14 protein-coding genes are annotated in these 12,478 nt (G+C 45.9%); 7 read left to right on the top strand and 7 right to left on the bottom strand.

Annotation, left to right across the window (positions count from 1 at the left end):
• Positions 1-393: 393 nt before the first annotated feature.
• The gene (locus V6C93_RS07830; RefSeq protein ID WP_333476095.1) at positions 394-804 is read left to right on the top strand and encodes a response regulator; all 411 of its coding nucleotides are present in this window, start codon (positions 394-396) and stop codon (positions 802-804) included.
• Here V6C93_RS07830 and V6C93_RS07825 read toward each other — a convergent pair.
• Positions 801-2,285, bottom strand: coding sequence for a protein adenylyltransferase SelO (locus tag V6C93_RS07825; RefSeq protein WP_333476094.1), 1,485 nt, complete (start codon positions 2,283-2,285; stop codon positions 801-803). The two genes, V6C93_RS07830 and V6C93_RS07825, sit on opposite strands and share 4 nt — an antisense overlap.
• A gap of 250 nt (positions 2,286-2,535) precedes the next feature.
• On the opposite strand from V6C93_RS07825, the gene V6C93_RS07820 reads away from it, so the two are divergent.
• Complete coding sequence (locus V6C93_RS07820; RefSeq protein ID WP_333476093.1) at positions 2,536-2,793, top strand: chlororespiratory reduction protein 7; 258 nt, start codon at positions 2,536-2,538, stop codon at positions 2,791-2,793.
• A 2-nt stretch (positions 2,794-2,795) separates the two neighbouring features.
• Here the strand turns inward: V6C93_RS07820 and V6C93_RS07815 are convergent, their stop codons facing one another.
• Positions 2,796-3,356, bottom strand: coding sequence for a DUF2854 domain-containing protein (locus V6C93_RS07815; RefSeq protein WP_333476092.1), 561 nt, complete (start codon positions 3,354-3,356; stop codon positions 2,796-2,798).
• Positions 3,357-3,685: 329 nt separating this feature from the next.
• Here V6C93_RS07815 and V6C93_RS07810 point away from each other — a divergent pair, with 329 nt between their 5' ends.
• Both V6C93_RS07810 and V6C93_RS07805 read left to right on the top strand, forming a co-directional pair.
• The gene (locus V6C93_RS07810; RefSeq protein WP_333476091.1) at positions 3,686-3,946 is read left to right on the top strand and encodes a hypothetical protein; all 261 of its coding nucleotides are present in this window, start codon (positions 3,686-3,688) and stop codon (positions 3,944-3,946) included.
• 44 nt (positions 3,947-3,990) lie between these two features.
• Complete coding sequence (locus tag V6C93_RS07805) at positions 3,991-4,176, top strand: hypothetical protein (protein WP_349262647.1); 186 nt, start codon at positions 3,991-3,993, stop codon at positions 4,174-4,176.
• A gap of 77 nt (positions 4,177-4,253) precedes the next feature.
• Here the strand turns inward: V6C93_RS07805 and V6C93_RS07800 are convergent, their stop codons facing one another.
• Positions 4,254-4,679 (bottom strand): response regulator transcription factor, encoded by a 426-nt coding sequence (locus V6C93_RS07800; protein WP_349262644.1) that lies wholly within the window; start codon positions 4,677-4,679, stop codon positions 4,254-4,256.
• Positions 4,680-4,956: 277 nt separating this feature from the next.
• On the opposite strand from V6C93_RS07800, the gene V6C93_RS07795 reads away from it, so the two are divergent.
• Positions 4,957-5,091 carry a hypothetical protein gene (locus V6C93_RS07795; RefSeq protein ID WP_333476088.1) on the top strand — a complete coding sequence of 45 codons (135 nt, stop codon included), beginning with the start codon at positions 4,957-4,959 and terminating at the stop codon, positions 5,089-5,091.
• Between the two features lie 397 nt (positions 5,092-5,488).
• On the top strand, positions 5,489-6,685 hold the full coding sequence (locus V6C93_RS07790) for a glycosyltransferase family 4 protein (protein ID WP_333476087.1): 1,197 nt from the start codon (positions 5,489-5,491) through the stop codon (positions 6,683-6,685).
• Between the two features lie 107 nt (positions 6,686-6,792).
• Here V6C93_RS07790 and V6C93_RS07785 read toward each other — a convergent pair whose 3' ends face one another.
• The 3 genes from V6C93_RS07785 to V6C93_RS07775 form a co-directional block, all read right to left on the bottom strand.
• Positions 6,793-7,065, bottom strand: coding sequence for a hypothetical protein (locus V6C93_RS07785; protein ID WP_333476086.1), 273 nt, complete (start codon positions 7,063-7,065; stop codon positions 6,793-6,795).
• A gap of 107 nt (positions 7,066-7,172) precedes the next feature.
• Complete coding sequence (locus V6C93_RS07780; RefSeq protein ID WP_333476085.1) at positions 7,173-8,906, bottom strand: S8 family peptidase; 1,734 nt, start codon at positions 8,904-8,906, stop codon at positions 7,173-7,175.
• A gap of 47 nt (positions 8,907-8,953) precedes the next feature.
• Entirely contained in the window at positions 8,954-9,088 is a 135-nt protein-coding gene (locus V6C93_RS07775; protein ID WP_333476084.1) for a hypothetical protein, read from the bottom strand.
• A 308-nt stretch (positions 9,089-9,396) separates the two neighbouring features.
• On the opposite strand from V6C93_RS07775, the gene V6C93_RS07770 reads away from it, so the two are divergent.
• Positions 9,397-10,854 (top strand): glycoside hydrolase family 13 protein, encoded by a 1,458-nt coding sequence (locus V6C93_RS07770; protein WP_349262646.1) that lies wholly within the window; start codon positions 9,397-9,399, stop codon positions 10,852-10,854.
• Between the two features lie 138 nt (positions 10,855-10,992).
• Here the strand turns inward: V6C93_RS07770 and V6C93_RS07765 are convergent, their stop codons facing one another.
• Positions 10,993-12,333, bottom strand: coding sequence for a group II intron reverse transcriptase (locus tag V6C93_RS07765; RefSeq protein ID WP_333476082.1), 1,341 nt, complete (start codon positions 12,331-12,333; stop codon positions 10,993-10,995).
• Between the last annotated feature and the right edge of the window lie 145 nt (positions 12,334-12,478).

Below are 12,478 nucleotides of genomic sequence, written 5' to 3'. Positions count from 1 at the left end.
ATTGCCTGAGTTTCAACTGCCAAATTAATTTGGCAGATTGCTCAATTTATTCTCCATTGCTACACGAAATTTTCACAAAAGTCCTGTATTCTTACAATTAAGGAATAGGTTATCTTGGTGATGTTTTCACAGACACTGTTTTATTGACTAAAACAGTTTGAATTGTACAGTATGTGGGTGCAGATCTTTGGCATTGCCTAGGTGAAAAAAATAATTAGTACATGCTGGACTACGTGCTGCTATGCAGGTAGCGTAGCCTGGTATTAGTTTTTGTGCGGTAGCGCCAATCTCCAGATGACCGGAGCCTTAGGTGAGGATGAGGAAGTGAGCCCGGTAATTTCATACTTCATACTTCAGCCTTCAATTGACTAGCCCTCAAATTGGTTCGACTGAGTGAACAAACACGCTCCAGACAAACAACTGCCCAAAATTCTTGTTATCGATGATAACTGCTTATTTCTAGAAACCATTCTAGATGTGCTTGATGTTCATGGTTTTCAGGGGATTGGTACTCAAAGGGGTCGTCTAGGTTTGCAGCTCGCTGAAGCACAGATGCCTGATGTTATTATTTGCGACATCCGAATGCCGGAACTGAACGGTTATCAGGTTTTGCTGAAGATTCGTCAAAATCCAGCAACAGCCAAAATTCCGTTTATTTTTATAACGGCTGAACCTATTGATCATGCTCAGTACATTGTCAATGAAATGGGTGCAAATGGTTACTTGACTAAGCCTTTTGTAACTAGCCAATTAATCCAGCTCATCAAGGCTCAACTGGATGGAAGTGCTGTTTTCAGCCTTTAATCCTTATTTTGTATCCGCTGTAACAACTCGTAAAAAGGCTGCCAATTATCATTTTGTGCGATCGCACCCCAAACTTCTTCAATGACAGGTCGCAGTAGCGCTGTCTTTGGATTCTTCTCCCGTAATCGCTTGGCAATATCCTTCAACTCATCCGTTGACAAATCCTGCAAAATATGATAGTATGAATCTCGCCAATTGGCTAATGAGGATTGCTCGGTGAATTGCAAAAACGGATCTTGGCTGAGAATCTGACCCACATCATCTCGCCAGCTAAGGGCAAACTGCTGGGCTAATTCGGCAAAGAAAGCATGATAACCCATCTGGCTATCTTGAAGAAATTGAATCGTTAACCCCAATAACTCCTCAGCTTGCGCTTCCGGCAACTGCTCAAACCCTAACTTATTGATCATCAACTGCCGATAATTCAGGTAATAATGCTCACCAAACTTTGCCAATGCCGCATCCATATCGGATTGGGGAATTACAGCGGCTAAAGGTCGCTGAAGCATTTCCAAATTCCATCGACAAATCTCAGGTTGATAGCCGTAACAGTAGCGTCCGTAATAGTCAAAATAAGCAGCCGTAAAACTAGGGTTATAGGTCGGGATAAAGGCATAAGGCCCATAATCAAAACTTTCACCCGTAATCGACATGTTGTCAGTATTCAAGACAGCGTGACAAAAGCCTGCTGCCATCCACTGTGCCACCAGTTGAGCGACTCGCTCCACTAACTCCGCGTAAAACTGAACGTAGCGATCGCTCTCATCTGAACTCGGTTCTCTCCCCCCGAGAACAAAAGTTTCTCCTTGCTCTCCCCCCTTAATAAGGGGGGTAGGGGGGGTAATCTTCGGATAGTACTGCTCAATGACGTGGTTTAACAGCTTTTTGATTAAGTCTGCACGCTTAAAGTAGTGCAACCGTTCAAACGTGCCAAACCGGATATGAGAACGACTAAAACGTATCATCACAGAAGAACGGGTGGGAGACGGTTCATCACCCCGCCATAAACTCTCCCCCGTTTCAATCAAACTCAAGCAACGGGACGTGCGGACGCCGAGATTGTGCAACGCTTCCGCTGCCAGGACTTCCCGCACACCCCCTTTGAGGGTGAGTCTCCCATCGGCACTTCTAGAGTAAGGTGTCGTGCCAGAACCTTTGGTACCGAAATCGTACAGTTCCCCGTCAATACCCCGCACTTGACCGTAGAGAAAGCCTCTACCATCTCCTAACCTGGGGTTATATTCGCCAAACTGATAGCCGTGATACCGCAAGGCCAAAAAAGGTCGCACCCCCTGAAATTTGCCAAAGGCTTGGATAAAATCAGTGTCCGTAACCTCTTCGGGCTTGAGTTCCAGTAGGGGTAAAAGTTGATCATTGCGAAACCGGAGGATATGGCAAGGAAATTCTGCGGCGGCTACTTCATCAAAGTAGTCATACCCTAAGGATTCCAGTGCGGGTTCGTAGTTCAGGGAGAGGAACATGTTAAACGTTAAAAGTCAAATGTCAAAGTGGAAGCATCCAATACTGGCAAGTCTTCTGAGGGCTGTGTGCAGGTAAACTTGAGCATAGCGATCGCTAGTTAGGCACCACGAGCAGAAACTCACAACGTTCGCGTTAGCGTTCTCCGTTGGCGAAGCCTTCTGGGAAGGAGTAGGAGTAGGAATGAAAATTCTTAACCTTCAACCTTCTAACCTTCCAACCTTCAACTCATGCTCAAGACAGGACGATAAAATGCCAGACTCGATTATGTTCCAGGAAGATGCTTATGTGCTTCTGGAAACCAACCTACCGGAACAAATCCTCACTCCTGAAGAGTTACTCGAAAAACTCAAGGCGGTTTTGAGCCAACGGCAGGATGACTTGCCGCGAGATGTGCAAAAGTTCACTTCTATAGACGAGCAAGCTCAGTATCTGATGGAAACCTCCTGTGAATTGGATGTCGGGCCAGAAGGGTATTTACAGTGGTACGTCGTGCGTCTAGAGAAATAATTTCAGCTCATGACAGCTTGAGGTGTTGCAATTAGTGCCACATCAACCCGGCTTTCATCAACTTGTGATAAATCGACTCGAATACCAGGCCCAAAGAATTTTTCAATCTTCTCCTGTTTTTGTTGCCACGTCTCGAAGGGAATCAGCGGCGACTCAAATTCCAAAATCAGGGTGTAGGCATCATCTACTTCAGTTTCTCGTAATCCTACAAGCAACGGTCTTTCCTCATCGGTGGGGGATAGTTTTAGGCTTTCGAGGGAGCTATCCAGATGGGCGGTTTGACCGTAGCGATACCGTGTCACATCTTTACGAATTTGGTTTTGGGTGGAGGTGGCTTGGAGTTCTCGGAGTTTCAGCACCGACGGAGGTGTGGGTTGGCTCAAGCCTATGGGCTTTAATTCAGAGGCTTTGAGGGCAAGCCCTCCGAGTAAAATCGGAATTCCATAGAAGAATCCGACAAGATTCAATGTTGCATTGCCGGTAGCATAGGCAACAAAACCCATAAGGGCGAGAATTCCACCGACTGACAAACCTAACGTTCCCAAGGAAGTTTGGCGTAACATCGTAATTAAGTTATTTATCGAGAGATCACTTCAGTTTTATTATCCTTGCCTGTGGGTGACATCTGGAGTGGTATTGGACAAAGTCGGTAGTGTGGATGTCGTGTTGCTTCTGGCTAAGGAGCAAGAGGGAGCGAACAACTTTCTATTATCCAAAGACTTTGTGCTAAAGTGCAGAGATTTTCTAGGTCAGGTTGTGCGATTGTCGGGGCACAAGCGTTGCTGAGCGCAGCCTCAGTCATTAATAAGTATGGGTCATTAGCACAACGACCCCATAAGATCAGCCAGTCACCTTGTCTACTGTCCTTGAATACCAGAGTAGAGTTTTAAAAATGCTCAAAGAAGAAGATCAAAAAACTACCAGAAAAAATCGTATCATCCTAGAACAGCTCAATTCCCTGCAAAAAGAGGATGAAACGCTGTATAACATCCTGGCGGTAGATGTATGGGCTTTGGCTAAAACAATGGATGAGTTTCAACCGGGGTTTTGGTCTGCTTTTATGAAAAATCGAGAGAAAGCCCTAAAGCGGTTTATTTCGGAAGTGATCAAGAACAAGCCGACGAACCATAAACGTCCTCCCTTCCTGCGCTAGGCTTAATTTGTAGGCAGATAGGAGTGAGGTAAACAAAACCAATGATGGACCCACAAACCCTTCGAGAAAAAATTGCTCTGATTGAAGGCCACCGCGAGTCTCTGGTACAGCTTTTAGAGAAGCCAGACCTCGGCACCCTGAGAATTGACGTAAATCAGGCGCTGGAAGAACTAGACGACTTGATTGAAGAGTTTAAGATTACTTTCCCAGATGCACCAGAAGCTAACTAACTAATACTCAATTACACTAAGCCGCTCTTTTTGTTTTTCTCTAGAGCGGCTATTTATTGATTGTTTGTTACTAGTCGTTATAAGTTTCCGTTCCTATGATCGTGTAGGGGGTTAGTCTTACGGTTACCCAGTTGCTTGACTAAGTTGATTAACTCTTTGGTTGCAGTATCTTTTTTACAAAAGACATCAATCGGTGCTGTTTGGCTCATCACCTCTAGCTGTGGGTCTTCTACAGAAGAATAGGCAATGATTTGGGTACTCGGATCGATACTCTTGATGTGGGAGGATGCGCTCAATCCATCCATGACTGGCATCTGGAGGTCGAGGATGATCACATCAGGATGATAGCGCTCAACCATTTCGATCGCTTCTTTGCCATTGCTAGCCAGACCAACAATATCGATATGGCTTTGCGCCTTAAGGGCTAGTTCTAGGCTGAAGCGTGTTAATTCATGGTCATCAACCACAAGTACACGTAAAAGGGGATTCTGACAGGACAACATAAGCTAATACTAGGGGTAATACTTAATCACCATCTGACGCTTCTTAGTTTAATCCGGCGGAACTTTTACTTCCTCTACCGTTCGAGTGAATCAACCGATACAACCCTGACTTGAATTACTTTAGATCTTACTTATAAAGTAAAAGTGAAGATGGAAAAGATTTACAACGAAATAAAGTTTCGGTAAAGAATTCTCTGAAGTAGTTGTGATTTCTCGCTGTAAGTGCAGTAACCGCTGATTTAACCTTGATTTCTGGGATAAATCTATCTAAGGGGTGATGTTAAGCCAGCAATTACCTAAAGATACAGAAGGATGCGATCGCGCTAATAAAAACTTTGTCGATGCCGTTAGTTCTCCTGGAGTTCAACTTGCGTTCCCGATTTTTACTCAAAAGACTTGCTTTTTGGTCTAAGTTATGCAATTATAGCATTGTTTTATTTACTCTAAATCGATAGATTTTCAGTAGATTAAATGGGTGAATACTACGACTACAGTTGCGCTTGTCAAATGAGCGATCACGTCTGTCGGTGATTTCCTGCTCAGTGATGACGATAGTTGGTGTTTCCACCTGCTATCTTGCGCAGAGAAAAAGTAAACACAACTCTCCGAATTTTTCAAATAGCAAGTCTAATCTCGGTTATGCAAAGATTGAGTGTGTTTAAAAGATATTTCTACATTTTGTTACACAGGGGGTATCTGGTTTGAACATGATGATCCAAGCGCCTCGATAGTATTGCATCTAAACGTTTACTAAATCTTTTCTATTGCCGCGCTCTTGAGAATAATTCAACATGAACCAGGAGAGAAAGATGCGTTTATTAATCGTACAGTTTGCGGGAGATTATCGCGAGACTGTTCAGCGTTTTGATGCAGGGAAAGAAGAAACCTATTACGCTCAGAAATATTCTGTTGATGCCGTCGCTGAAATAGGCAAAAGAATTGAGGAGGCGGCGGTGCTTTGTTGTTTAACCACAGAGCCGTACCATGAAATTTTATCCAATGGAGTTTGTGCCATCGGAGCTGGATTTCAAGACAATGTCGATATCAAGCGGTTGCTCCAGCTCATCGAAGACTACAAACCCACTCATTTAATCGTTCGGACAGCGTTTAGACAAATATTTCGGTGGGCGATTGACAACCAAATTCCCACCCTAGCCATGTTTGCAGAATCGGTAGGTACGGGAGGAGGTTTGTTAAACAAATGGAGAAGTTATTGCCTAGCTCGATATTTGAATCACAAACAAGTTAAGTGGGTGGGAAATTATGGACTTGATGCCTCAAAAGCTCTGCAAAAGATAGGAGTTAAACCCGGAAAAATAATTCCCTGGAATTTTATAGGAACTGAGTCCCCTGCTTCTTTCGAGGCAAAAAACCTTCAAAACGATGGAAAAACGTGGCAGTTGTTTTACGTTGGTTCGATGATAGAAGGGAAGGGAGTCGGCGATATTTTAAACGCTATGGCTCAATTGAGAGCAAAGAACGTCTCTGTGAGATTAAAGCTAGCAGGGCCAGACAAAACGGGAGTTTTCCATCAGCAAGCGAAAGAACTTAAAATTGAAGAGTGCGTGGAATTTTTAGGATTAATTCCCAATAAAACTGTAGTCCCATTGATGCGAGAAGCTGACATCGTCTTAGTTCCTAGCCGACATGAGTATCCTGAAGGGTTTCCTCTCGCCATTACTCATGCTTTGTGCGCTAGAACGCCAGTCATTGCTTCAGATCACCCCATGTTTATCAATCATTTAAAGTCGGGTGTTAATGCGATGATTTTCCCGGCGGGTGACTCTACTGCGCTATCAGCTTGTATTGAACAACTCCTTTCAGATCCAGAGTTGTATCTAAGGCTTTCTGAGGCCTCTTACAAAACCTGGAAACAGATGCAAATGCCAGTGAAATGGGCGGATATGATTGGTTGCTGGTTAGATACTTCGCCGGAAAAGGAGCAATGGTTAGTAAAGCATAGCTTGTCTTCAGGAATCTACAACTCCTACCAACCTGCGGTTTAATAGGAATGGGAAAGGAGAAGATTGACTTTACAAAATTGGGATACATCCGTGTTGCACCTACTGCTTGTAGAGACAAATTCATAAGACAATCAAAGCAAGCATCTTCCTCACTCCTTATCGAGCGATCGCAACTTCTGAGATAGCCTAATATATTGCACCCAAGGCTGTTCGGATAACTGCGACACAGCATTGGCAGACAGAGTTGCCGTAAACACATCCCGTCCTTTCGTAACGTTAACGCCCAAGCTTTCTAAAAAAGCAGTAGCCTTAGCATCGGGGACTGGCTCAGTGTGAATAAAGACTACTAAACTCTGTTCTTCTGAGTCCTGAACCTCATTGAGCGCCATAGCCAACGCTGTGTCGAGTTTCTTATAGTTCATTGCCAATTTTATGAATTAAATATCTTTCACCCTTCTAGCGCATTAGTTAGGAAAAAGTAGGGGTACTAAGTTTTTTACCCCTACAGCATCACAGACCTATCGGAAAACTATAGATTTAGAGCATTAATCAGTCCAAAGCCCCATTTAATGTCAAAAGTCCCTGCCGGCTGCCCTGGAATCTGACTATTTTCTCGCAGTAGTTCCTTCACAACCTCTGGTTCAAGGCTCGGATCGCGCTCTAGCAGTAGGGCAACAAGGCCAACGAGGAATGGGCACGCCATACTCGTGCCAGCTTTCACCACATACTTGGCATTAACCATTTCCCCTCGCGAAGGTCTGGAATCAGCCGAGAGTGCAGAAACAATCATCGCTCCAGGTGCGGCTAAATCCGGCTTCTGCTCGCCATTACGCAGAGGGCCTTCGCTGCTAAAGTCAGAAATGTCGTCCAAATCCAGTCCAACTTCGCGCGGCTTATTATCAATATCAGTGTATTCCACTTTCGTCGTGTAGGAGGCAACAGTGATGGCACGCTGCGAGGCTCCGGGGGAACCAATCTTCATCGAATCCTTGGCACTGGTACCCGTAAAAATCACTTGAGGACTCGGCTGACCGTCGAGTGTCCACACATCAATCCGCCCATCAGTCGTTGAAGTGTTGCGTATCCGCAGTTGCCAAATTCCTCCTTTAACCGGAAGACTTCCGACACCACGAAGTTGAACGAAGAAATTATGATCGCCGTTGACTGGGTCAGGGCCAGGTGTGGCAATCACAATCCGCGCATCAGTTAGCGTGTAGTTTTGCGCTGGATTGTCACCCGTGAGTATCGGTTGGAAAGGCGTTACGTATCCGCCGGGAGTCCGCACTGATACTTCAAAGGTGCAGTTACCAGGATACCAAGCATTTAACCAGGCGACTCCGACACCCCGGTTAGGGACATTAAAACGCATCGTGCGCGTATTTCCTTGCAGTGCCACGGCTTGACCATGAATGTTGTCATTGCCCTCATTGCCCGCCGCACAGCAAACAATTCGTCCTGGCCCCGATTCAGCATCAATGATTTGGGAAAGCGAGTCGCTACCGTCGTGGGCATCGGCATGTCCGCCCAGGCTCAGATTCACTACAGCAGGGCGTCCCAATTCCTTGGCTACCCGGAAAATGTAGCGAATGCCATCGGCAATGTGGGCATCCTGAAGGTCGCTTTTAACGATCACATAGTCTGCCCCAGGCGCTACACCTGCATAAGTGCTATCAACACCACCGGCAATTCCTGCAACGTGGGTTCCATGACCTTCGGTGTCACGGGATGTGGTCAGTTGTCCTTCGGTCAATTCAATTCCATAGCCGCCCTCTGCCACGCCCGAACCTGGTAGTTCTTGGTCCCAGATGCGTAAAATCCGTCCTTGGAAGGCAGGGTGATTGGGGTCAATACCCGTATCTACAATGCCAATAATTACACCCTTGCCCGTTAGCCCCGTTTGGCTTTTAAACTGCGGTAGATTGACTTTAGCAGGGGCAACGTCCATCAGCGGTCGCAAGTAACGTGATGGCTTGATGCGATGAACGGCAGGCTCCTCTGATAAGGGGTCTAAACTGTCGATTGGTAAGATTGCCGTCCGCACACGGCCTGTTGATTGATTGACATAAATGTCATATTCTGCTAAGTGTTCAAGATTAGCATCCTCGTCACAGTAAATAAAAACAACGGTACGGGTTGGCTTAAGATTCTCTTGGGAGGAGATGATACCCAGCGATCGCTTGAGTGGGGTTAAAGCTTCTGCACCTTCTGCTTGGTAGTCTTCTAGGGCAACTAGTAATCCAGCAGAAATTTTTTCAGGTTGCATATCTGACCTCTTGCGTAATTCAGTGTGCAATTCAAAACACGAAACATTTAAGGGGTGGGAATTTGCCAAGACAGCAAGTCTCTGTCAGGAGTCCAGAGCCTTTTCACCCAGTGATGAAGGCGATCCGCTTTGCGGGTGCCGTAGGCGATCGCTGAAGTAGATAACAGGTTATATAGACCCATTCAGTCTTAACACGACATGAGTTTCTCGTACTGATGGTGGACAACCCCCCTATAGCTGATAGCTTTCCTGGAAAGGTTGTATTGAAAGCAGCTCCACAATATTTTTGCCAACGACAGGGTTTGCGAATCACTCTAGGTATTCAAAAGCTGTTTTAGTGACTACTCTGTATTCTGGACAATCTTTTGAGCTATTGCAGGTACCCTTGAGGGTACTCTTTGACAAAACGCTCAATGATTTTCTACCAGAAGTTCGACACAGAAAATGGCGACTATCTTTAATCTGGTGGTGGAATACTAGTGAATCATCTATGCAGATTCAAACGCCGGATTGGGTTAAACACGCAATTTTCTACCAAATTTTTCCAGATCGCTTTGCCAGAAGCCAGCAACCTCGCAAGCGGCTGTTGAAGAATGCTCGTTGGGAAGACTGGAATGCGATGCCGACGCTCCAAGGTTACAAGGGGGGAGATTTATGGGGCGTCATTGAGCAACTGGACTACTTGCAGGATTTAGGCATTAACGCGATTTACTTCACTCCCATCTTTCAATCTGCTAGTAATCACCGCTATCACACCCATGATTATTACCAGGTCGATCCCATGTTGGGGGGAAATCCAGCGTTTAAGGAACTGCTAGATGCCTGCCACCAACGTGATATTAAGGTGGTTTTGGATGGGGTATTTAATCATTCCAGTCGTGGCTTTTTCTTTTTCCACGATGTTCTGGAAAATGGCCCTCATTCACCTTGGGTGAATTGGTTCAAAATTCACGAGTGGCCGGTATCTCCCTATAACGGTGAATTTCCGGCTAACTATGAAGGTTGGGCTGAAAATCGAGCCTTGCCCGTGTTTAACCATGAGAATCCCGAAGTACGGGAATACATTATGGAAATTGCCGAATATTGGATTAAGTTCGGCATTGATGGATGGCGTTTGGACGTGCCATTTGAGATTAAAACACCAGGGTTTTGGCAAGAATTTCGCGATCGCGTCAAAGCTGCCAATCCTGAAGCCTATATTGTTGGGGAAGTCTGGGGAGATTCGCGGGAATGGCTGGATGGTACCCAGTTTGACGGAGTGATGAACTACCTGTTTGCCGCACCCACCATTGCTTTTACCGCAGGCGATCGCGTGGACATTGAGCAAGTGCAAGACCGATCTTACCATCCCTACCCTCCTCTATTTGCCAAGGAGTATGGCGATAAAATCCAAGAATTGCTGCAACTTTACCCCTGGGAGATTCAGCTAACCCAACTGAATTTGCTTGCCAGCCATGATACAGCAAGGCTGATTTCAATTGCTGGAGGCGATAAACCCAGTGTGGAGTTAGCAACGCTATTGCTGTTGACGTTTCCTGGTGCTCCCAGTATCTACTATGGCGATGAGGTCGGCTTACCGGGTCGTTTAGACCCAGATTCTCGTCGTGGCTTTCCGCTGGAAGCTCACTGGGAGGGTGATGTTATAGAGTACCACCGGAAACTGATTGCTCTACGTCACGCTCACCCGGCTCTTCGTACAGGTGGCTATCAAGTTCTCTATGCTGAGGGAACTGTTTATGTCTTTGCTCGGATTTTGGGAGGAGAAGAAGTTATCGTCGCTGTTAATATCGGAACTGAACCTACCAGTGCCAGTATTCAAGCCGATGATTTAAAGTCCCAACCAAGTCAGATGCTCTACGGTAATGCTGAGGCATCATGGATTAATGAAGGCGAATCGCCTCAGTTATCACTGAATCTTCCCCCTCGCAGTGGCTGCATCTTGGCGTAAGTTGCGGCACGAAATGCAATCGCTGGCTAAGGACAGGGTATCGCTACCCTGCCTCGCCTACAAAACCGTGCTTGAGAGTTTCCCCTCACACGGCTCCTCAATGACTCGGCTCTTGTCATGAGAACCTCTTTTAGGCGGTTAGAAAGGGTTAGCGTCAAGCCATTCCATCTCTAACTCTTTGGAGCCTACGGCGTCATATGCCGTTTTCTTATCGTGGCAGTGCCGATGAAGCAGTTGGAGGTTGATGTAACTATCCTTTCCGCCTTGTGACTTGGGGATTTTGTGGTCGATTTCCAACACATCTTCATCTTTAAAGGTACGTCCACAATGGGCACATTTCCCCTGCTGCTGCTTGAGGAGAGTTGCCTTCCTCTTGCCAACAGCGGGATGTTTACCCATTCTTGTACTCCAGTAGACCCAATCTCCGTCGTAAGGGCTGCGTTCCCCTTGCACTTTTATGTGTCTAACAATTGATGTTTCGGAGTGCTTTATCAGGCGAATGATTTGACCCTCTTTCCTAGTTGCAAAAACCCAGTTGTCTCCTCCTACTGTGTGCCAGTATTTGTTAGCAACCCACCTTCGGTTTTTGTTCGGATGACGGCGAACTGTCCAAGCTCTAAGTTGCTGATACATCCGAGTGTTCATTTCTGCAAAGATTTCTTTGCTGCATACCGTGCGATTATAATTAGCCCATCCTCTGATTATCGGGTTAAGCTTCCCAATAAGCGCCTCTTGGGGCGCTGCCTGATGAGATTTAATTACTTTATGCAATGATTCGGTGTGTTTTTTCAGCGTCTGTTTGCTTGGTTTGATGATGGTTTTGAATCCTAGCAATTTTCCATTACAGTGTCCGGAATGATATTTTCCTACCGGAAACTGCCAGACCGTGAATCCGAGAAAATCGAACCCAGGTTTTTCATCTCCACACTGGTTTAGAGTATGGGTTATTCGAGTTTTGCTAGGTTTCAATTCCAATCCCATGCATGAGAGCCACTCGGCTACTACCTGCTGGCATTTATGTATTACGGTAATATCAGGATGCAGGATGACAAAATCATCTGCGTACCGGATAAGGTTAGCTGTTTTATTAACTTGTCTTATCCGGTTCTCCATGCCGTGGAGGGCTATGTTTGACAGTAGCGGAGAAATGACCCCACCCTGTGGTGTTCCCTCTTTGGTCGGGAATAGTTCTTTCCCGTCCATCACTCCCGCTTGTAACCAAGCTCGAACTTGTCGGCGAATGGTGGGGAATGTATTTAGTTTTTCCAGCAGCGCTTTGTGGTTAATGCGATCAAAGCACTTGGCAATGTCGGCATCAAGCACGTATTTGGCTTTTTGCGCGGTTACTGTAAAGATTGCTTCGATTGCGTCATGGCATGAGCGACCAGGTCTGAACCCATAACTGTTGGGTTCAAATCGCGCTTCCCATTCTGGTTCTAGTGCCAGTTTGACAAGCGCTTGCAAGGCTCGGTCATTCATTGTCGGAACGCTACGCTCAGACTACACACAGCTTCAACCGACCTTCGGGAAGTATAAAGATTACTAACCCGATTCATCCCTTGCACGGTGAATCGGTTACCGTGCGTCAGATTCGTCAGTGTGGGAAACAGACCCGAGTCATCGT

It is taken from the genome of Allocoleopsis sp., from assembly GCF_036703385.1.
Lineage (GTDB): Bacteria > Cyanobacteriota > Cyanobacteriia > Cyanobacteriales > Coleofasciculaceae > Allocoleopsis.
This window is presented reverse-complemented; position numbering and strand designations above follow the sequence as displayed.